Raw genomic sequence first — 19,665 nt, 5'->3', positions numbered from 1 at the left:
AGGAACCGTGTTCCGCAGCGAGTACGCAGACGTCCCACCCGTAGAACTCCCCATCCACGACGCCGTGCTGGGCCGGGCCGCCGCATACGGCGACGCCCCCGCGCTGATCGACGGCACGGACGGCACCACCCTCAGCTACGAGCAGGTGGACCGGTTCCACCGGCGCGTCGCCGCCGCACTCGCCGAGGCCGGCGTGCGCAAGGGAGACGTGCTGGCGCTCCACAGCCCCAACACCGTCGCCTTCCCGATCGCCTTCTACGCGGCCACCCGCGCAGGCGCCTCCGTCACCACCGTGCATCCGCTCGCCACGGCGGAGGAGTTCGCCAAACAGCTCGGTGACTCCGGGGCCCGCTGGATCGTCACCGTCTCCCCGTTCCTGGAGACCGCCCGCAGGGCCGCCGAACTCGCCGGCGGCGTGAAAGAGATCTTCGTCTGCGACAGCGCGCCCGGACACCGCTCACTGATCGACATGCTCGCCTCCGCCGCCCCCGAGCCGCACCTCGACATCGACCCCGTGGCCGACGTGGCGGCACTGCCGTACTCCTCCGGCACCACCGGCGTCCCCAAGGGCGTGATGCTCACCCACCGGCAGATCGCCACCAACCTCGCCCAGCTCGAACCGGCGATCTCGGCCGGCCCCGGCGACCGCATCCTCGCCGTACTGCCCTTCTTCCACATCTACGGCCTCACCGCCCTGATGAACGCCCCCCTGCGCCAGGGCGCCACCGTCGTCGTCCTGCCCCGCTTCGAACTGGAGACCTTCCTCGCCGCCGTCCAGACCCACCGCATCACCGGCCTGTACGTCGCCCCGCCGATCGTCCTCGCCCTCGCCAAGCACCCGGCGGTCGCCCAGTACGACCTGTCGTCCCTGAAGTACGTCATCAGCGCGGCCGCACCCCTGGACGCCGATCTCGCCGCCGCCTGCGCCGACCGCCTCGGCCTGCCGCCCCTCGGCCAGGCCTACGGCATGACGGAACTGTCCCCCGGCACCCACGTCGTCCCCCTGGACGCCATGCGCGACGCCCCCGCCGGCACCGTCGGCAAACTCATCGCCGGCACCGAGATGCGCATCGTCTCCCTCGACGACCCCGGCAAGGACCTCGGCGTGGGCGAGGACGGCGAGATCCTCATCCGGGGCCCGCAGGTCATGAAGGGCTACCTCGGCCACCCCGACGCCACCGCCGCCATGATCGACACCGACGGCTGGCTGCACACCGGCGACATCGGGCGCGTCGACGCGAACGGCTGGCTCTTCGTCATCGACCGCGTCAAGGAACTCATCAAGTACAAGGGTTTCCAGGTGGCCCCCGCCGAACTGGAGGCTCTCCTGCTCACCCACCCCGCCGTCGCGGACGCGGCCGTCATCGGCGTCTACAACGACGACGGCAACGAAGTCCCGCACGCCTACGTCGTCCGCCAGCCGACCTCCCCCGACGTCTCCGAAGGAGAGATCGCGATGTACGTCGCCGAACGGGTCGCCCCCTACAAACGCGTCCGCCACGTCACCTTCGTCGACGCCGTACCGAGGGCCGCCTCCGGGAAGATCCTGCGCCGGCAGCTGAGGAAGACCCCATGACCCTGATCGACCGGACCCGCGCGCGAGGCGTCGAGACCCTGAGCCTCGACGCCGTCGACACCCGCAACGCCCTGTCCTCGGCCCTCCTCGGGGAACTGGCCGACGCGCTCACCGACTGCGCAGAGGACACCGACGTCCGCGCGGTCCTCCTCACCCACACCGGCGGCACCTTCTGCGCGGGCGCCGACCTGCGCGACCCACCCGCCCCGGACGCCTTGACAGGCCTGCTGCGGCAGATCGTCGAGCTGCCCAAACCGGTCGTCGCCCGGGTCACCGGCCACGTCCGGGCCGGCGGCCTCGGCCTCCTCGCCGCCTGCGACATCACCGCCGCCTCCACCGAGTCGACCTTCGCCTTCACCGAGGTGCGGATCGGACTGGCACCCGCGGTGATCTCCCTCCCCCTGCTCCCCCGCACCGACCCGCGCGCCCTCTCCCGCTACTACCTCACCGGCGAGCGCTTCCACGCCCCCGAGGCGGCCCGCATCGGCCTGCTCACCGCGGCCGGCGACGATGTCGACGCCGTCCTGGCCCCCGTCCTGGACGGACTGCGCAGATCCGCCCCCCAGGGCCTCGCCGAGACGAAACGGCTGCTCACGGCCGGGGTGCTGGAGACCTTCGACCGAGACGGGGCCGACCTCACCGCGCTCTCGGCCCGCCTGTTCGCCTCCCCGCAGGCGCGCGAGGGGATGACGGCCTTCCTCGAACGACGGGATCCCGCATGGGTGCTGTGACCGCGGCCGACCGTGTCCCGGGCGACCGCGTCCCCAAGCAGGACCGCAGCCGGGCCACCCGGCAGCGACTCCTCGAAGCGGCCGTGTCCTGCCTCGCCGAACACGGCTGGGCGGGCTCCACCGTCACCGTCGTCGCCGAACGCGCGGGCGTCTCCCGAGGCGCCGCCCAGCACCACTTCCCCACCCGGGAGGACCTCTTCACCGCCGCCGTCGAATACGTCGCCGAGGAACGCTCCACCGCACTGTGCGCCCTCTTCCCCGAAGGCGGCGCCGAACGCCACGCGGTCGTCTCCGCCCTCGTCGACCTCTACACCGGTCCCCTCTTCCGGGCCGCCCTCCACCTGTGGGTGGCCGCCTCCAACGAAGAGCAACTGCGCCCCCGCGTCACCGAACTCGAAGCCCGCGTCGGCCGCGAGACCCACCGGATGGCCGTCGAACTCCTCGGCGCCGACGAATCCCTCCCCGGCGTCCGCGAAACCGTCCAGGGCCTGCTCGACATGGCCCGCGGCCTCGGCCTCGCCAACCTCCTCACCGACGACGCCGGACGCCGGGAACGGGTGGTGGACCAGTGGGCAGGGCTGCTGGACAGGGTGCTGGAAGACCGACGGGACTGATGGGGGACCGCTTCTCACGGACTGAGCCGCTCCACCCGCCAGCCCCCGTCCGCCCGCGCCACGTACTGCAGCCGGTCGTGCAGCCGGTTCTCACGGCCCTGCCAGAACTCCACCACCTCCGGCGCCACCCGGAAGCCGCCCCAGTGCGGTGGCACCGGCACCTGCTCACCCTCCGGATAGCGAGCCGCGAGCTCGGCGTAGGAAGCGTCCAGGTCGGCGCGGGAGGCGATCACCGAGGACTGGCCACTGGCCCAGGCACCCAGCTGGGAACCGTGCGGCCGGGTGCGGAAGTACGCCGCCGTCTCGTCCCGTCCCGTCCGGCGGGCCACACCCCGCACGATGACCTGGCGGGCCATCGCATGCCACGGGAAGAGCAGCGACACATACGGGTTCTCCGCGAGATCGCGGGCCTTACGGGAGTCGTAGTTGGTGTAGAAGACGAAACCCCGCTCGTCGAACTGCTTCAACAGCACCGTACGAGAACTGGGCCGGCCCGCCGCGTCCGCGGTGGAGACGACCATGGCGTTCGGCTCGAACAGATGGGCCTCGATGGCCGCCTCCTTGAACCAGTGCGCGAACTGCTCCACGGGCGTGGCGGCCAGATCGGCCTCGGCGATCCCCTCCGCCCGGTACTGCTTGCGCATGGACGCGGGATCGGGGACGGGGCCGGAGTAGACGGAGTCTGCGTCGGTCACGTGGTCATCCTGCCGCATGGAACACCTCCACGTACCGGGTGGCACTGAGTGCCGCAACCACTCCCCAAATGTGACACTCGGGGATATGGTGCAGATGCCATCCCGGTGGGGTGACCGCCGGCCGCGAAGGGCATCACCGGGGTGACCGCCCACGACCGCGAGTCCGCACATCGACGTGCACGGGACCGCGGATCCGCCGGCGCCACATGTCGCACACATCACGAGGAGCCGCCTGATGTCCGACTTCGTACCCGGGCTCGAAGGAGTCGTCGCGTTCGAGACGGAGATCGCCGAACCGGACAAGGAAGGCGGCGCCCTGCGATACCGGGGCGTCGACATCGAGGACCTGGTCGGCCACGTCTCGTTCGGCAACGTCTGGGGCCTGCTCGTCGACGGCGCCTTCAACCCCGGCCTGCCGCCCGCCGAGCCCTTCCCCATCCCCGTACACTCCGGCGACATCCGCGTCGACGTCCAGTCCGCACTCGCCATGCTCGCACCCGTCTGGGGCCTCGAACCCCTCCTCGACATCGATGCCGAGCAGGCCCGCGAGGACCTCGCCCGCGCCGCCGTCATGGCCCTCTCCTACGTCGCCCAGTCCGCACGCGGCCAGGGCCGCCCCATGGTCCCGCAGCGCGAGATCGACAAGGCGCAGTCCGTCGTCGAACGCTTCATGATCCGCTGGCGCGGCGAACCCGACCCCAAGCACGTCGCGGCGGTCGACGCCTACTGGACCTCGGCGGCCGAACACGGCATGAACGCCTCCACCTTCACGGCCAGGGTCATCGCCTCCACCGGCGCCGACGTGGCGGCCGCGCTGTCGGGCGCCGTAGGAGCCATGTCCGGCCCCCTCCACGGCGGCGCCCCCTCCCGCGTCCTCGGCATGATCGAGGAGATCGAACGCACCGGCGACGCCGAGGCCTACGTCAAGCAGGCCCTCGACAAGGGCGAACGCCTCATGGGCTTCGGCCACCGCGTCTACCGCGCCGAAGACCCCCGCGCGCGCGTCCTGCGCCGCACCGCCCGCGAACTCGGCGCACCCCGCTTCGAGATCGCCGAGGCCCTGGAGAAGGCCGCCCTCGCCGAACTCCACGCCCGCCGCCCCGACCGCGTCCTCGCGACCAACGTCGAGTTCTGGGCGGCCATCATCCTCGACTTCGCCGAGGTCCCGGCGCACATGTTCACCTCCATGTTCACCTGCGCCCGCACCGCCGGCTGGTCGGCCCACATCCTCGAACAGAAGCGCACCGGCCGCCTGGTCCGCCCCTCCGCCCGGTACATCGGCCCCGGCACCCGCAGCCCCCAGGACGTCGAGGGCTACACGGACATCGCCCACTAGGGCGTGTTTCGAAAGTCCCGTCTGGCCCGCGACGCGAAACGCAGACGACCCGCGAGTCTGGTCCTCCTCCAGGAGGGGGCCGGCCGGACGTACCGGCGACTCGCGGGTCGGGTGACTGCGTTGGTTTGGCCGGCTGCGTGTGTCTCGCACACGCCGGCCCGGCACCACACTGAGTCGGCGACGGGCCGCTAGCCCGCAGCCACCTCCGACGTCCGGTGTGCGTACATGCTCCGAACCACCTCCTCTCTTCGGTGCGCCCACCTTAAGAAGCGCGCTCCGGTCGCTCAAGTGTTTTTTTCCGAGGCGGTGATGGCGAGGCCTGCGGCCGGACGCTGAACCCGTGTTCGTCCCCCCGCCGCGAGAGCCGGCCGCTCCCCCTATCGTTCCGGCCATGACAGAGCGACGCGCCATCCTCAGTGGTTCGACCTTCGAGGAGCAGATCGGGTACGCCCGTGCCGTGGTCGACGGTGACCGGGTGCACGTGTCCGGGACGACCGGGTTCGACTACGCGACGATGACCATCTCCGACGACGTCGTGGAGCAGGCCGAGCAGTGTCTGCGGAACATCGGGGCGGCCCTCGCGGAGGCGGGGTGCGGGTTCGGGGACGTGGTGCGGGTGCGGTATCTGCTGCCCGCGCGGGAGGACTTCGAGCCGTGCTGGCCGGTGCTGCGGCGGGCGTTCGGGGAGGTGCGGCCGGCGGCGACGATGCTGGTGTGCGGGTTGTCGGATCCTCGGATGCGGATCGAGATCGAGGTGGATGCGCGGCGGGGGTCGGGGAGCGGGGCGCGAACGCGTTGACGCGCGTGCGGGGGCGCGGTTCGCTGCTGTCGTGATCCACTGTGCGGCCGCCTGAGGGCGAGGACGTGCCGAGGTGGAGCGGTACCTCCTCGACGGTGAGACGGTGGAATGGGTGGACCTGCGGCTGATGCCCGGCCCGGGCCGGCCGGTGCGGTACAACGATTCCTCTGCAATCTTGCGGGAACCATATGTGGGCTGCGTCACGTTCGAGTTGAATGAGGGCACGTGAGCGAACCTGCAGGGGGTCCAGGTGAGTGCTTCCCGGCGTAGTGGGACCACCGACGAGCTGGGGCCGGACGAGCCCGAGCGGCCGGACGGTCCCGGCGGCCCCGACGGCGCGGATCTTCTGGCCGCGCTGCTCGACGGCATGGACGCGGCTTTGTGCGCCTTCGACGTGGACGGCGTCGTCACCCACTGGAACCGGGAGGCCGAGCGCATCCTCGGCTGGAGCGCCACCGAGGCCGTCGGTCGGCATGGCTTCGCGGGCTGGGCGGTGCGTGAGGCCGACGCGGAGGAGGTTGAGAGCCGGCTGATGTCGGCGATGCACGCGCCCGGTCGACAGGTGCACGAGTTCGCGCTGCTGACGAAGGACGGCGGGCGGGTGCTCGTGCGGACGCAGTCGGCCGCCGTGCGCGGGCCCGACGGGAAGCCCGCGGGGCTGTACTGCGCCTTCAGCGAGGTGCATGCCCAGATCGATCTCGAGCGTTCCATCGCGCTCAGTGAGGCCCTCTTCGACGACGCGTCCTGGGGAGTCGTCCTGGTCGACGCCGACCTGCGCCCGGCCGTGGTCAACGCGCATGCCGCCCGGGCGCTCGGTACGGGCCGTACGGCGGTCCTGGGCCGCCCGCTGGGCGACCTGCTCACCCGGGGCGTGGAGGAGCTGGAGAACGCGCTGACACACGTCCTCGCCGAGGGCGCCCCGCCGGCCCCCGCCGAGATCTGGGTCGGGGTGCGCACCCCGGAGGGGGAGAAGCGGCGCTGCTGGCGCAGCGGCTTCCTGCGGTTGGCCTCGCCGCTCGCGGAGGAACCGGTGCCGCTCGGTGTCGGCTGGCTGTTCCAGGACGTCACCGAGGCCAAGCAGGGTGAGCAGGAGGCGGCGCTGCTGCGGTTCCGCACCAACCAGCTGCATCGGGCGGCCCGTGCGGCGGCGGAGTGCGAGGACCCCGCGGAGGCGGCCACCGTCCATCTCGACTTCGCGCTGGCGGGATTCGCCGACCACGCCCTGATCGACCGTGTCGCGGGTGGTGCGGCGGCCGACGGGGAGGTGGCCACGGGGCCGCTGCGGCTGGTGCGGGTCGCGGCCACTCCGTCGGGCGGCCCGGGTCCGAGCGTGCTCACCGGGTACGCCGGTCTGCCCGTCCGTTACGGGGAGGGGCATCCGGCGTTGCAGTGCGTGGCCCGGGCCGGTTCGGTGCGGGCGGGCGCGGGGAGCGTGGCGGCCGAGGAGGCGCGGGAGTGGGCGCGGGCCCGCCGGTGGCCGGAGGACACCGTGTACGCGTTGTGCGCGGTGCTGCGCAGCCGGGGCCGCACGCTGGGTGTCGTGACGTTCCTGCGCGGTGCCGGCCGCGCCGCTTTCGAGCGTTCCGACGCGACCTACGCCGAGGATGTCGCCGTGCGGATAGCGGCGGCTCTGGATCTGGCCGGCCTGGCGGCGGGGGGCGACGACGACGTCTGATGCCCGTCTCCTCCCGGGCCGCGTTCAGTGCTGGTGGAAGATCCGGTCGCCGTACTCCTCCATCACGCGTTTGTTCCAGTCGTGGCCGCCGTCGACGTTGCCGGAGCGCAGGAGCGGGGGCTCGATGCCGCGGGCGGCGAGGGAGCCGGCCGCGGTGGCCATGACGGCCTGGAGGAGGGCCGAGGTGACGACGGTGGAGGCGGGGGCGAAGGGGGCGGGGACGGTGTCCAGGGTGAGCTCGGCGTCGCCGACGGCGATCTTCGAGTCCAGGACGATGTCGCAGTGGTCCTTGAGGAACGTCCCCGAGGGGTTGCGGGGCTTCGTCTCCGAGGCGTACGCCACCGAGGTCACGCCGATGACCTTCACGCCGAGGGCGCGCGCGTGGAGGGCCATCTCCACGGGCAGGGCGTTGCGGCCGGACAGGGAGATGATCACGAGGGCGTCGCCGGCGCGGAGCGGGGACGTGTCCAGGAGGACGCTCGCGAGGCCGTCGACGCGTTCCAGGGCGGAGCCGAGGGTGGCGGGCCTGACGTCGACGCCGACGAGGCCGGGTGCGGCGAGGAGGTTCATCAGGGCGAGGCCGCCCGCGCGGTACACGAGGTCCTGGGCGGGGAGGGAGGAGTGGCCGGCGCCGAAGGCGAAGAGGCGGCCGCCCGCGGCGACGGTGTCGGCGAGGAGCGTGCCGGCGGCCCGTACGGTCTCGGCCTCCTCGTCGCGGACCCGTTGGAGCAGGCCGATCGCGGCGTCGAAGAACTGGGCGGCGAGCCTGTGGTCGCTCATCCGAGGGGCCCCTTTGCCGGGTCGGGTGGCGGGCCACCGTCGGTGTCGGTGCCCTGTGTCGCGGATCACTGTGTGGTCTGGACCAGTGCGCTGTCAATACGGCCATGGTGCGGTCCCCGCGCGGTAGGAGTGCTCCGGCGTAACCGCCTCGTTGCAACGGCGCGGCACGGTTGTCAGTGGTATCCGGCAGAATTGGGGTCAGGGCCAGCGCACGCGCCGGAGAGCCGTCGAGCCTTCGGCAGATCTCATCGAGGGGCACTAATGTCCGGACTGATCGACACCACGGAGATGTATCTCCGCACCATCCTCGAGCTGGAGGAGGAAGGTGTGGTCCCCATGCGCGCCCGGATCGCCGAGCGGCTCGACCAGAGCGGGCCGACGGTCAGCCAGACGGTGGCGCGCATGGAGCGTGACGGCCTGGTCTCGGTGGCCAGTGACCGGCACCTGGAGCTGACGGACGAGGGCCGCCGGCTGGCCACGCGGGTGATGCGCAAGCACCGCCTCGCCGAGTGTCTCCTGGTGGACGTGATCGGCCTGGAGTGGGAGCAGGTGCACGCCGAGGCGTGTCGCTGGGAGCACGTGATGAGCGAGGCGGTGGAGCGCCGCGTCCTCGAGCTGCTGCGCCACCCCACCGAGTCGCCGTACGGCAACCCCATCCCCGGTCTGGAGGAGCTGGGCGAGAAGGACGGCGCGGATCCGTTCCTGGACGAGGGCATGGTCTCGCTGGCCGACCTCGATCCGGGTCTGGAGGGCAAGACGGTGGTGGTGCGCCGGATCGGTGAGCCGATCCAGACGGACGCGCAGCTGATGTACACGCTGCGTCGGGCGGGTGTGCAGCCCGGTTCGGTGGTGAGTGTGACGGAGTCGGCGGGCGGTGTGCTGGTCGGCAGTGGGGGCGAGGCGGCCGAGCTGGTGTCCGACGTCGCTTCCCATGTGTTCGTCGCCAAGCGCTGAGCGCCGTTGAAGGCCGGGGGCACGGCTGACCACTGCTGAGCTTCTGCTGAGCAGTGCTCAACTTCTGTGGTCCATGGGGCAGTTGGGGCTTCGCTCGAACCGGTCGAAATTCAGGATTCCCTGCGCCGAATCGCAGCGCCCCGGCGGTTCGCGTGCCAGTCTGTCGCGTGAGGCATATGGCCTGAGGGGGCGGGGATGGGGTGCCGCAGACAAGTGGAGGGCCCCGGTGCCGTGTGGCACCGGGGCCTGTCCTCCCCTGTTGCGACCCGGAGCCCCGAGCTCTCAGGGTCGTTCCCCTCGGACCGGTTTCCCCGAGCGGTCCGCCTCCCGTTGAAGGTCTCCCCGCAGCGACGGCGATCATTCCTTGAGTATGGTCACTCGAACGAGGGGTGTTGGTCGCGGAGAGTGCGCTTCTCGAAAAGGTATTCGATAGCCTGCGGGTGATGAAGGGCAGCACCGAGGGCATCAGCAGCACACCGGTACGACGGCTAGGGGGGTGCCAGGATCCATGGCGCGACGCATCGACGTGACGGGGGCGGGCGGCGTACGCCTGGCGGCCTGGGAGTTCGGCGACCCGCTCAAGAGCGGGGCGGACCCCGTGATCCCCGCACAGTCCACGGCCGAGCGGCAGACGCCGCCCGCGGAGCCCGGGCGGACCTCCGGCGTCCTCTTACTGCACGGGCTGATGGGCCGGGCCTCGCACTGGGCGTCCACCGCCCGCTGGCTCTCCGAGCGGCACCGCGCGGTCGCCCTGGACCAGCGCGGCCACGGCCAGAGCGAGAAGCCCCCCGAGGCCGCCTTCACCCGCGAGGCCTACGTCGAGGACGCGGAGGCCGCCCTTGAACAGCTGGGCCTGGCCCCGGCCCTTCTCGTCGGCCACGCCATGGGAGCCCTCACCGCCTGGCAGCTCGCCGCGAAACGCCCCGACCTGGTACGCGGGGTGATCATCTGCGACATGCGGGCCTCCGCGCTCGGCGCCGCCTCGCAGCGCGAGTGGGCCGACTGGTTCAAGTCCTGGCCGCTCCCCTTCGCCACCCTCGCCGACGTCCGCAAGTGGTTCGGCGAGGACGACCCCTGGGTGGAGCGCCCGAACCCCGCACGCGGCGAGTTCTACGCCGAGGTGATGCAGGAGTCTCCCCACGGCTGGCGCCCCGTCTTCGAACCCGAGCAGATGCTGAAGTCCCGCGAGACCTGGGTGTACGACGCCCACTGGGAGGAGCTCACCCAGGTCCAGTGCCCCGCCCTGGTCGTCCGCGGGCTCGACGGCGAACTCGGCCGGGCCGAGGCCCAGGAGATGGTCCGCGTCCTGCCCCGCGGCGAGTACGCGGAGGTCGCCGACGCCGGCCACCTCGTCCACTACGACCAGCCGGAGGCCTGGCGCACGGCGATCGAACCGTTCCTGGACGCCGTACTCAGCACGCCGTAAGAGGCACCTCTCCCTTGCGAGCGCCTCGTGGTCACCCCTGGCTGACCGCCGCCAGGATCTCCGGCAGCCGGTCCGCCACGCGCGGTGCCGCCAGCCGCAGCCCCAGCAGCGTGATCCCCGCCCCGTACAGCGCGCCCACCGGAAGCAGCACCCAACTCCACGCGTCACCCCGCGCACTGATGTTCAGCCAGACCGTCGCCGCGATGACGGGCGCGCACAGCAGGGCCGCCGAGACCATGCCCCCGACGACCGCGATCCAGGCGAGCCCGGCCTGGCCGGGGGCGACGTTCTTGTGGCCCTCCTGCGGTATCGAGTAGGGGAAGCGGGCCGACGTCCACGCACCGGTCGTCAGCATCGCCCCGAGCAGCGCCAGCGACAGCCCCAGCGCCTCCGGCAGCTTCGGCCAGTCCCCGAGCAGCGCGGTGGTCACCACGGTCACGAGCGTCGCGTACGGCAGGGTGATCACCAGCAGCGCGAGCGCACGCGCACGGAGTTCGACGTAGGCGTCCCGGCGCGAGGAGATCGTCATCGCGACCATCCAGAACGCCGAGGTGTCCTGCCCGAACTGGTTGTACATCTGGATGCCGAGCATCCCGGCGGCGAAACAGGCGAAGTAGATCGAACCGGTGCCCTGCAGCGCGTTGAACACGGGCACGATCAGCCCGATCGCCAGGGACGTCACCCAGGCCGCCTTCGTCTTCGGGTCGCGCCAGATGTACCGCAGGCTGCGTTCCACCACGGTTGCGGTACGCCCGTCCGGCAGCAGCCGCGCCCAGCCCGACGCGCTCCGCCGGTCCCGGGCGCCGTGCTCGGCGGCCTGCAGCGTCGAACCGTCCGGCGAGGTCATCAGCCGGGTCAGGCTTCGCGCCCACACCCCCAGGAGCCCCGCCAACGCCCCCAAGCTGAGCGCGAGCTGCACAGCCGCGACCCCGTACGCCCCCGCGCTCACCGAGTCCACGGCGCCCACCGCCGAGGCCGGCGGCAGCCACCGCAGCACGTCCGCGACGGGATCGAGCTGCCCGAGCCCTCTCGTCCCCAGCCGCTGCGCCCCGAAGTTGACGACCTGCGCCCCCACCGCGACGGCAAGGCCGCTCAGCACCGCCAGATCGCGCCCCCTGCGACTGCTGAGCAACCGCACGTTCGCGATGGCGACGGCCCGCGCGAGCGCCACACAGACCAGCAGCCCGACGACGACGGCGACCACCCCGACGGCCCAGCCGGCCACCCCGTGCGCCACGCTGACGACGGATCCCACCAGCAGCAGCACGGTGAACAACGGCCCGATGCCCACCAGCGAGGCCGCCAGCAACGCCCGCACCAGCGGCCGGGGCCGCAGCGGCAGCATCACCAGCCGGCCCGGATCGAGCGTCTCGTCCCCGCCGGGAAAGAACAGCGGCATCACCGCCCACCCCAGCCCCAGCACCGCGACCAGCAGCACCACGAGCGAGCCGGCATGCGCATGCCCCCGCAGCGCGATCAGCCCGATCAGCTGGAGCGCCGCGAACAACAACGCGAACACCGCGGACGCCGCATACGCGGCCCGCCGTCCCCCGGACCGCCTGAGCCCGTTGCGCAACAGCGACAGCTTCAGCCGTACGACGACGGAGACCAGTCCCGGGACGGAGGCCACCCCGCTCACCGGGCCGCCCCGCCGCCCAGCCAGTCGAGATCCGCCCCGGCGTCCCGCCCCTGCACGCCCACCAGTTCGAGGAACGCCCGTTGCAGCGAGGGAGCGGCCCCACGCACCTCCTCGAGGGTCCCGTGGGCCCGGATACGCCCCGCCGCCATCACGGCCACCCAGTCGCACAACGACTCGACGAGTTCCATCACATGCGAGGAGAAGACGACCGTGGCACCGGAAGCGGTGTACCGCTCCAGCACCTCCCGAATGGTCTGCGCGGAGACGGGATCGACGCCCTCGAACGGCTCGTCGAGGAAGAGGACCTCGGGATTGTGGAGGAGTGCGGCCGCGAGCCCGATCTTCTTCCGCATGCCGGTCGAGTAGTCGACGACGAGTCTGTGCTGGGCGCCGGCGAGGTCGAGGACGTCCAGCAACTGCGTGGCCCGCTTGTCGACCTCGGCCCCGGGCAGTCCGCGCAACCGCCCGCTGTACCCGAGCAGTTCCCGCCCCGAGAGCCGCTCGAACAGCCGCAGCCCCTCCGGCAGCACCCCGATCCGCGCCTTCACCTCGACGGGATCCCGCCACACGTCCCGTCCGACCACCTCGACGACCCCCTGATCGGGCCGCAGTAACCCGGTCACCATGGAGAGGGTGGTGGTCTTCCCGGCCCCGTTGGGCCCGACAAGCCCGATGAACTTCCCGGAGGGAAGATCGAGATCAATACCGGCGACGGCGACTTGCTGCCCGAACCGCTTCCACAGACCACGTACGCGTACGGACGTCATGCGCAAACCCTACGGCGCGACAACCAGCCCAAGAGGGGCGCGGGGAAGCGCGCGGGCAACCACGGACCGCCCGAACCCGGCGACGGCGAAGAGCTCTACCGATCCCGACCGCACGCATAGGCGAGCGGCGAGATCAGCTCCTCTGCGTCCGGCAACCACCGATTCGCAGCGGTAGGGCGGCAGGCCCACTGCACAGCCCCCCGAGACCCGAACCGAGTGGGCGGCGCGGCGACATACGCCCCCTCCCCGAGCGTCACGAGATCAAGAGCCGCGGGAGACCAGCCCAGCGTGCGCACCAGATCCGGCACCTTCGCCGAGGCCCCGGTCAGCACGAAGAACTGCATCCGCCGGTTCGGCGCCGACGTCACAGGTCCGAGCGTCAGCTCCATCCGCTGCATCCGGGCCAGCGCGAGAAACCCGGCCGTCTCCGGAACGCAGATCGCGTCGAACGTGCGCCCCGTGGGCAGCAGGATCGACGCGGCCGGCTGCTTCTGCCACATCCGGCGCGCGACGGTCGCACTGCCCGTCGCCTGTGCCGCCCAGTCCGGCCCCGCGGGATGCGCCCCCGGCGCCGCACACGCTGCGTCGCCGCAGGAGCAGCGCTGCACTCCGCCGACGGCTTCGAGCCAGGTGCCGGGGAAGACGTCCCAGTGACGTTCCTCGGCGTAGCGAACAGCGGTCTCCAGCAGCGATTCCCCGCGCTGCTTCGGGATTTGAGTGGCGTCGGCGCCCGCGATGGTCTCTTCCACGATGAGCACAACTCTAGCGGTCACCAGGGGTTACGCCCGCCACTGTGCGCGGGGGAGGAGCATCGATTCCGCGTTCGGGGCGCATGGATGCACGAGTGGGGGCGCGTGGCAGGAAGGGGCGCGGGAGCGGGTAGTCACGGAGGGGGGCGGGCTTCCGCCGGTAACCAGGAAATACTCGGCAATCCGCACATGCCTCGCATTTTCGGTATGCCCACGGGGCATCGATCTTCTCGGCCGGAACTTCTCGGTGCGGAACTCCACAGGGGGTAGTGCCAATGGCCGCAAGGCCTCTAGTCGCGCGGCAGCCGAACGAACGGTTGCAGGCGCTCATCCAGGAGGCGGGGTGCTCGAACGCCGGGCTCGCCCGCCGCGTCAACATGTGCGGCGCCGAGCACGGTCTCGACCTGCGCTACGACAAGACGTCCGTGGCCCGTTGGCTGCGCGGCCAGCAGCCGCGCGGGCGCGCCCCGGCGATCATCGCCGAGGCTCTGGGCCGCAAGCTCGGCCGTACGGTCACGATCGACGAGATCGGCATGGCCAACGGCAAGAACCTCGCCTCGGGTGTGGGTCTCCAGTTCTCGCCGACGGTACTGGGGGCCATCGAGCAGGTCTGCGAGCTGTGGCGCAGTGACGTGGGCCGGCGGGACTTCCTCTCCGGTTCGTCCGTGGCCGCCTCGGCGCTGGTGGAGCCGAGCCGCGACTGGCTGATCTCGTCGCCCGACGCCCAGGTGGCGCGTTCGGCGGGGCCGCGGGTGGGGCTGTCCGACGTGGCGGCGGTGAAGGCGATGACCCAGGCGCTGGTCGACCTGGACCACCAGTACGGCAGCGGGCATGTCCGCCCGGTCGTGGTGCACTACCTCAACAGCGTCGTCTCGGGTCTGCTGGCCGGCTCCTACCGGGAGGCGGTGGGCCGTGAACTCTTCGCCGCCGTGGCCCGTCTGACCGAACTCGCCGGGTACATGGCCGTCGACACCGGCCAACCCGGCCTGGCCCAGCGGTACTACATCCAGGCCCTGCGTCTCGCGCAGGCGGCGGGCGACCGGGGGTACGGCGGTTACGTCCTCGCCGCCTCCATGAGCCACCTCGCCGCCCAGCTCGGAAACCCGCGCGAGATCGCCCAGTTGGCGCGCGCGGCGCAGGAGGGGGCGCGGGGGAGTGTGACACCGCGCGCGGAGGCGATGTTCCTCGCGGCGGAGGCGCGCGGTCACGCCCTGATGGGCGACGCACGGGCGGCGCACCTGGCGTCCGGGCGGGCGGTGTCGGCGCTGGAGGCGGCCGATCCGTCCTCGGGCGACGACCCGGTGTGGATCGCGCACTTCGACGAGGCCTATCTGGCCGACGAGTTGGCGCACTGCCACCGCGACCTGGGCCAGGCCGAGGCGGCGGTGCGGTGCGCCGAGCAGTCGTTGGCCGGGCATCCGGAGAGCAGGGCGCGGCGCAGGGCCATCGGCTACGTCCTCCTCGCCACCGCGCAGGCGCAGCAGCGCGAGGTCGAGCAGGCCTGCAACACCGGTCTGAAGGCGGTGGAGTTGCTGGAGACCCTCCGTTCCAACCGGGGCGCGGAGTACCTGGAGGACCTCCAGCAGCGGCTGGAGCCGTACCGGGACGAGCCGGTGGTGAGGGAGTTCGGGGCGCGGCTGGAGCTGCAGACCGCGGCGTGAACGGACGGGGCGCCGGAGCGTGAACGCACGGGAAAGCGTGGTTCCCGCGCGGGAGGCGACGGGACAGCGCACGGCGCTCCGGATCCGTCACGGACGTCACTGGGAGGGAGATCACGTCCTGAGCTGCGTGGCACGGGGTTCCGGGGACCCGGTAGCGTGAGCCGACGATTCCCGCAGTCCCCCGTTCGTAGGAGTCCCGGTGACGCAGAGTGGACAGGGCGAGGAGCCCTCGGCGCGGCCCGCGCACGAAGGCATCGTGCTGCCCTCGGACGGGGGTGAGCCCCTGCTCCCGGGCATGACGTCGAGCGGCTCCCGTCCGGCCCCGCAGCAGCCGGCTCCGCACCCCGGTCAGCAGCCCGGTCCGTACGGAGCTCAGTCGTACGGTCAGCAGGCGCCGACCGGCGGGCAGACCTGGGGCCAGCCGTGGGGGCCCGACCAGCAGCCGGCGGCCCCGCAGCCGGAGCAGGGCTGGCCGCTGCCCGCTGACCAGCAGTCCCAGCAGTGGGGCACCCAGCAGCCGGACGCCTGGGGCGCGGGCCCGCTCCCGCCCGAGGGGACACCGGCACCGGCGTCGCCGCCGTCGTACGGCCAGAGCGCGCCGGCACCGGCGTCGCCGCCGTCGTACGGTCAGGGGGCGGCCGGTGTGCCGTTGCCGCCGGTCGTCGACGAGGGCGCCACCCAGTACATACCGCCGGTCCCGGCCGGGCCGGTCGACGACGGGCGGACCCAGTACCTGCCGCCCGTCCCCGCCTCCGGCCCCGCCCCGGGCGGCGACGAGGGCGCGACGCAGTACATCCCGCCGGTCCGTCCCGGCGCGCTGCCGCCCGAGGCGCCGGCCGAGTCGACGCATTTCCTGGGCACCGGCGCGCAGAACAACCCCGGCCCGATGCCCGGAGCCTCGCCTCCCGACGCCGAGGCCACGCAGTACATCCCGCCCGTGCCCGCGCAGGACTACGGGGCGCCCGGCGGGGACCGGCAGCCGCCGGCCGAGTTCGAGAACCTCTTCCGCAGCGGGCCGGGCGGTGAGAGCCCGGCAGGGGCCACCCAGCATCTGCCGCGCTTCTCCGAGCCGGAGACCCCCGGCTACGGCGGCGCCCCCCAGGGCTACGGCGCGGGACCCGCCGGGCGCGCCCCCCAGCCCTCCTACGCGGCCCCCCAGTCCCCCTACGCGCCTCCTGCGCGCGACGACGACCACGGCGCGGGTGGGCGCGGCGGGCGCCGTACCGGTTCGCGGGTTCCGTTGTTCGCGGCGATCGGTGTGGCGATCGCCCTGGTCGGGATCGGCGCGGGCGCGCTGCTCGGCGGCGGAGGCGACGACGACCAGGGCGGCGGAAACAAGACCGTCGCCGCGTCCGCCCCCGCGACCGAGCCGTCGGCGTCCTCCGACGCGGCCAAGCAGCAGGCGGTCGCCCTGGACAAGCTGCTCGCGGACAGCGGCAGCAGCCGGGCCAGCGTGATCGCGGCGGTGGCGAACGTCAAGGCGTGCACCAACCTCCCGCAGGCCGCCGCGGACCTGCGGAACGCGGCCGGGCAGCGCACCGAGCTGGTCACCGAGCTGTCGGGGCTCGCCGTCGACAAGCTTCCGGACCATGCCGCGTTGACCAGCGCCCTCACCAAGGCCTGGCAGGCGTCGGCCGCCGCCGACAACCACTACGCGGCGTGGGCCGACGAGGTGGCCGGCGACAAGAAGAAGGCCTGCAAGAGGGGCACGGCCCGCGCCACCTCCTCGACCCAGCAGGGCAACCGGGAGAGCGGCACCGCCAGCTCCCAGAAGAACCAGGCCGCCCGGCTGTGGAACGCGATCGCCAAGGAGTACGGCCTGACCCAGCGCCAGCCGACCCAGCTGTAGTCGGGCGGCTGGGTGCCAGTGCCGCGGCCCTGGGGCGTGTGCCGAAAGTGGCTGGTTGTGACTCTGTGACCTGTGCTTCCCTGCCGGAGTGAACATCGAGAATTCCGGGGTTGCTGCGGAGAGGCCAGGCCGCTGGGTCCGGCGGAGGACTGATGGCGATGTCGAGAAGTGCGTGCGGGTTCTCGCGGAAGTCCATCAACATGACGGTTACCCGGTGAACTGGCCTGACCAGCCTGATGAGTGGTTGTCACACGCCTCCCTGTGGGGGGCCTGGGTCGCTGAACTCGGCGGCTGTGTCGTTGGCCATGTCAGCTTGTCCCGCAGCGGCGAGGGGGATCTGGCCCCCGGCTTGTGGAGCGACCGGAACGGGACGAGCAAGGACCTGACCGCGGTGGTCAGTCGGCTGTTCGTCGCCCCGCAGGCCAGAGGGCATGGAATCGGTGCCATGCTGATCGGCCAGGCCGTGGAGGAAGCCCGAGGGCGTGGCCTGCATCCGGTGCTCGACGTCGTGGCGTCCGATACCGCTGCGGCGGCCCTGTATGAGCGGCTGGGCTGGGAACTGATGGCCACGGTTGAGCAACGATGGAGCCCGTCTCAACTGGTGGCCATCCACTGTTACGCGGCGGCATCGTGATGTGGCTGGTCACAGCCACTCGTTGATGGCGGCGACGAGGACGGTCGCTCATAGCGGATCGCGAGCTTGTCCGGTTTGCGCGGGAGGCGTACGCCTTGTCGGCACGGACCCGCCTCGGCCGGGTGCGCGGTCGGCCGGGCTCGAGACGGGAACCCGGAATCCGGTGCCAGGTGCCGTTGCGCTGCCAGCGGCGGAACAGGTCGTACACCCGGCCCCACGGTCCGTACTGCTCGGGCACGTCCCGCCATGGGACGCCGGTGCGGACCCGGAAACGTATGCCGTCGATCAGCTGCCTCCGGGTCCATGGCGGCGGTCCGCCAGGCTTCTTGCCAAGGGGCAACAGCGGCTCAAGCGCCGCCCATTGCTCGTCCGTCGGATCCCCCCCGCGCCCCGAACCGAGATCATCTCCCGCCAAGATCCACTTTCACGTCCTAATCCAGGTCGGCCGACTCGAGGGTCCTCGTCGTGTCGACGAAGCCCTTCTTGGCGGCCACCAGGCGGCCCTGCTGCACCTGCTGCACGGTCACGTCGGCGTTGGTCAGGCGGGGCAAGCCGATGGCGGCCAGCCGGCTGGTGAACTTCCAGCGCAGGGCGGGTGTCAGTCCGTCGGTGCTGAACTCCTGGCCGCTGCTGAGGGCGGTGCGTACCGTGTCGGCGCTCACCTCGCCGTCGCCCAGCGACTTCACGGCCTGCTCGAAGACGGTGTAGGCGATCCAGGTGGTCTGCACACCGGTGTCCGAGGGGTCGATGCTGGTGTCGGTGAAGGCGGACTCGTTGATCACCTTCTGCATGCCGGCCCACCGCTTGTCGCTGGACACCGGGTACCAGCCGGTCACGTACGCCCCCTCGTACGGTCCCGAGCCGCCGCCGCTGGCGTCGATGAGTGTCTGGTCGACGCTGCCCAGCACGGTGCCGGTGTGCACGGCGGGGTAGCCCTGGCGGCTGCGGCGGAAGGAGTCCATGAAGGTGCTGTTGCGGTCGCCCAGCGCGGGCACCACACAGCCCTTCGCGGTCCCGGCCGGGCCGGCGGTCGCCGTCTTCAGGGCCTGCTCGGCCTGCGCGGAGTACTCGGTGGCGTCCTCCGCCGCCCGCTGGTCCTCGGCGCTGTCGTGCCTGCCCGCCTTCAGTCCGGCGTTCAGCATGGGCGGCAGGGCGTCGCCCGCGATGGTGTCGGGGCGGACGAGCGCGACGGGACCCGAGCAGCTCTCGGCCAGTGTCTTGCCGAGGCCGGCGAGGAGGGCGGGCTGGCCGCCGTTGACGGGGAAGGACAGGGGGCTGGTGAACTCGGCGTTGGTGACGCCGTAGCCGCCCACGTAGGGGATGCCGGCGCCTTCCAGATGCGGGAAGAAGGCGTCGGAGTGCTGGCTGTAGGAGCCGACGACGGCGACCGCCTTCTCCTTGACCGCGCGCCGCGCGCAGTCCGCCGCGGACACCGCGTCGTTGTGGTCGTTGCAGGTCAGGACGGTGAGCTTACGGCCGTTCAGGCCGCCGTGGGCGTTGACCCAGCGCGCGTAGGCGCGCGCGAAGGCGGGCATGCCGGGCTTGTTCGTGGCGGCGGTGCCCACGGGTGCCCAGGTCATCACGACGATCGGATCGTCCCCGGAACCCCCCGTGGTACCGGGGACGACCCCGCATCCGGCGGTGAGCGACGCACAGGCGGCCAGAGCGCCCGCCGCGAGGGCGTTCGCTCTGACGGAGCCGGTTTTGCGGAGGAACCCGGGGAGGAAGGTGCTTCGCGTGGAACTGCGTCGACTGCCGGTCATGGACACGCACGATTCCG

At 72.1% G+C, this 19,665-nt stretch carries 17 protein-coding genes and 1 pseudogene; 11 read left to right on the top strand and 7 right to left on the bottom strand.

Features of this window, described 5'->3' with window-relative positions:
• Window positions 1–7: 7 nt before the first annotated feature.
• The 3 genes from ACIBVL_RS23560 to ACIBVL_RS23550 are packed head-to-tail and all read left to right on the top strand — an operon-like array spanning window position 8 to window position 2,921.
• Window positions 8–1,576, top strand: coding sequence for a 4-coumarate--CoA ligase family protein (locus tag ACIBVL_RS23560; RefSeq protein WP_399099346.1), 1,569 nt, complete (start codon window positions 8–10; stop codon window positions 1,574–1,576).
• Window positions 1,573–2,307, top strand: a complete 735-nt coding sequence (locus tag ACIBVL_RS23555) for an enoyl-CoA hydratase family protein (protein WP_399099344.1) — start codon at window positions 1,573–1,575, stop codon at window positions 2,305–2,307. Before ACIBVL_RS23560 ends, ACIBVL_RS23555 begins: the two co-directional genes overlap by 4 nt.
• On the top strand, window positions 2,295–2,921 hold the full coding sequence (locus ACIBVL_RS23550) for a TetR/AcrR family transcriptional regulator (protein WP_399099342.1): 627 nt from the start codon (window positions 2,295–2,297) through the stop codon (window positions 2,919–2,921). The genes ACIBVL_RS23555 and ACIBVL_RS23550 overlap by 13 nt, the downstream gene beginning before the upstream one ends.
• A gap of 14 nt (window positions 2,922–2,935) precedes the next feature.
• On the opposite strand, the gene pdxH is transcribed toward ACIBVL_RS23550, so the two are convergent.
• Complete coding sequence (pdxH, locus tag ACIBVL_RS23545) at window positions 2,936–3,634, bottom strand: pyridoxamine 5'-phosphate oxidase (protein WP_399099340.1); 699 nt, start codon at window positions 3,632–3,634, stop codon at window positions 2,936–2,938.
• 217 nt (window positions 3,635–3,851) lie between these two features.
• Here pdxH and ACIBVL_RS23540 point away from each other — a divergent pair, with 217 nt between their 5' ends.
• From ACIBVL_RS23540 to ACIBVL_RS23530, 3 genes are all read left to right on the top strand, one after another.
• Window positions 3,852–4,952, top strand: coding sequence for a citrate synthase 2 (locus tag ACIBVL_RS23540; RefSeq protein ID WP_399099338.1), 1,101 nt, complete (start codon window positions 3,852–3,854; stop codon window positions 4,950–4,952).
• 391 nt (window positions 4,953–5,343) lie between these two features.
• Complete coding sequence (locus ACIBVL_RS23535) at window positions 5,344–5,751, top strand: RidA family protein (protein WP_399099336.1); 408 nt, start codon at window positions 5,344–5,346, stop codon at window positions 5,749–5,751.
• Window positions 5,752–6,001: 250 nt separating this feature from the next.
• A complete protein-coding gene (locus tag ACIBVL_RS23530; RefSeq protein WP_399099334.1) occupies window positions 6,002–7,426 on the top strand; it encodes a PAS domain-containing protein in 1,425 nt (474 codons plus the stop codon).
• Window positions 7,427–7,450: 24 nt separating this feature from the next.
• Here ACIBVL_RS23530 and ACIBVL_RS23525 read toward each other — a convergent pair whose 3' ends face one another.
• On the bottom strand, window positions 7,451–8,206 hold the full coding sequence (locus ACIBVL_RS23525; protein ID WP_399099332.1) for an SIS domain-containing protein: 756 nt from the start codon (window positions 8,204–8,206) through the stop codon (window positions 7,451–7,453).
• 261 nt (window positions 8,207–8,467) lie between these two features.
• Here ACIBVL_RS23525 and ACIBVL_RS23520 point away from each other — a divergent pair, with 261 nt between their 5' ends.
• Window positions 8,468–9,160, top strand: a complete 693-nt coding sequence (locus ACIBVL_RS23520) for a metal-dependent transcriptional regulator (RefSeq protein WP_362755197.1) — start codon at window positions 8,468–8,470, stop codon at window positions 9,158–9,160.
• Between the two features lie 508 nt (window positions 9,161–9,668).
• Window positions 9,669–10,586: an alpha/beta fold hydrolase gene (locus ACIBVL_RS23515; protein WP_399099330.1), complete on the top strand. Its 918-nt coding sequence runs from the start codon at window positions 9,669–9,671 to the stop codon at window positions 10,584–10,586.
• A gap of 31 nt (window positions 10,587–10,617) precedes the next feature.
• Here ACIBVL_RS23515 and ACIBVL_RS23510 read toward each other — a convergent pair whose 3' ends face one another.
• From ACIBVL_RS23510 to ACIBVL_RS23500, 3 genes are all read right to left on the bottom strand, one after another.
• Window positions 10,618–12,216: a transporter gene (locus ACIBVL_RS23510; RefSeq protein ID WP_399099327.1), complete on the bottom strand. Its 1,599-nt coding sequence runs from the start codon at window positions 12,214–12,216 to the stop codon at window positions 10,618–10,620.
• Between the two features lie 5 nt (window positions 12,217–12,221).
• Entirely contained in the window at window positions 12,222–12,992 is a 771-nt protein-coding gene (locus ACIBVL_RS23505; RefSeq protein WP_399099325.1) for an ABC transporter ATP-binding protein, read from the bottom strand.
• A 95-nt stretch (window positions 12,993–13,087) separates the two neighbouring features.
• Complete coding sequence (locus ACIBVL_RS23500; protein ID WP_399099323.1) at window positions 13,088–13,750, bottom strand: bifunctional DNA primase/polymerase; 663 nt, start codon at window positions 13,748–13,750, stop codon at window positions 13,088–13,090.
• A 266-nt stretch (window positions 13,751–14,016) separates the two neighbouring features.
• Here ACIBVL_RS23500 and ACIBVL_RS23495 point away from each other — a divergent pair, with 266 nt between their 5' ends.
• From ACIBVL_RS23495 to ACIBVL_RS23485, 3 genes are all read left to right on the top strand, one after another.
• A complete protein-coding gene (locus ACIBVL_RS23495) occupies window positions 14,017–15,402 on the top strand; it encodes a transcriptional regulator (RefSeq protein ID WP_399099321.1) in 1,386 nt (461 codons plus the stop codon).
• 199 nt (window positions 15,403–15,601) lie between these two features.
• On the top strand, window positions 15,602–17,251 hold the full coding sequence (locus tag ACIBVL_RS23490) for a hypothetical protein (protein ID WP_399099319.1): 1,650 nt from the start codon (window positions 15,602–15,604) through the stop codon (window positions 17,249–17,251).
• A gap of 88 nt (window positions 17,252–17,339) precedes the next feature.
• Window positions 17,340–17,885 carry a GNAT family N-acetyltransferase gene (locus ACIBVL_RS23485; protein ID WP_399099317.1) on the top strand — a complete coding sequence of 182 codons (546 nt, stop codon included), beginning with the start codon at window positions 17,340–17,342 and terminating at the stop codon, window positions 17,883–17,885.
• A gap of 169 nt (window positions 17,886–18,054) precedes the next feature.
• Here ACIBVL_RS23485 and ACIBVL_RS23480 read toward each other — a convergent pair.
• Window positions 18,055–18,300, bottom strand: a pseudogene (locus ACIBVL_RS23480) (transposase); the annotation flags it as partial.
• A gap of 16 nt (window positions 18,301–18,316) precedes the next feature.
• Complete coding sequence (locus ACIBVL_RS23475) at window positions 18,317–19,648, bottom strand: ABC transporter substrate-binding protein (RefSeq protein ID WP_399099315.1); 1,332 nt, start codon at window positions 19,646–19,648, stop codon at window positions 18,317–18,319.
• Window positions 19,649–19,665 lie beyond the last annotated feature (17 nt).

It is taken from the genome of Streptomyces sp. NPDC049687, from assembly GCF_044465285.1.
GTDB lineage: Bacteria > Actinomycetota > Actinomycetes > Streptomycetales > Streptomycetaceae > Streptomyces.
The sequence above is the reverse complement of the archived record's forward strand: the minus strand, read 5'-3'. Positions and strand labels throughout refer to the sequence as shown.

Coding starts and splice junctions, on each gene's coding strand:
- ACIBVL_RS23555 (WP_399099344.1), top strand. CDS start 1,573: ATGACCCTGATCGACCGGACCCGCGCGCGAGGCGTCGAGACCCTGAGC.
- ACIBVL_RS23550 (WP_399099342.1), top strand. CDS start 2,295: ATGGGTGCTGTGACCGCGGCCGACCGTGTCCCGGGCGACCGCGTCCCC.
- pdxH (WP_399099340.1), bottom strand. CDS start 3,634: ATGCGGCAGGATGACCACGTGACCGACGCAGACTCCGTCTACTCCGGC.
- ACIBVL_RS23540 (WP_399099338.1), top strand. CDS start 3,852: ATGTCCGACTTCGTACCCGGGCTCGAAGGAGTCGTCGCGTTCGAGACG.
- ACIBVL_RS23535 (WP_399099336.1), top strand. CDS start 5,344: ATGACAGAGCGACGCGCCATCCTCAGTGGTTCGACCTTCGAGGAGCAG.
- ACIBVL_RS23525 (WP_399099332.1), bottom strand. CDS start 8,206: ATGAGCGACCACAGGCTCGCCGCCCAGTTCTTCGACGCCGCGATCGGC.
- ACIBVL_RS23520 (WP_362755197.1), top strand. CDS start 8,468: ATGTCCGGACTGATCGACACCACGGAGATGTATCTCCGCACCATCCTC.
- ACIBVL_RS23515 (WP_399099330.1), top strand. CDS start 9,669: ATGGCGCGACGCATCGACGTGACGGGGGCGGGCGGCGTACGCCTGGCG.
- ACIBVL_RS23505 (WP_399099325.1), bottom strand. CDS start 12,992: ATGACGTCCGTACGCGTACGTGGTCTGTGGAAGCGGTTCGGGCAGCAA.
- ACIBVL_RS23495 (WP_399099321.1), top strand. CDS start 14,017: ATGGCCGCAAGGCCTCTAGTCGCGCGGCAGCCGAACGAACGGTTGCAG.
- ACIBVL_RS23475 (WP_399099315.1), bottom strand. CDS start 19,648: ATGACCGGCAGTCGACGCAGTTCCACGCGAAGCACCTTCCTCCCCGGG.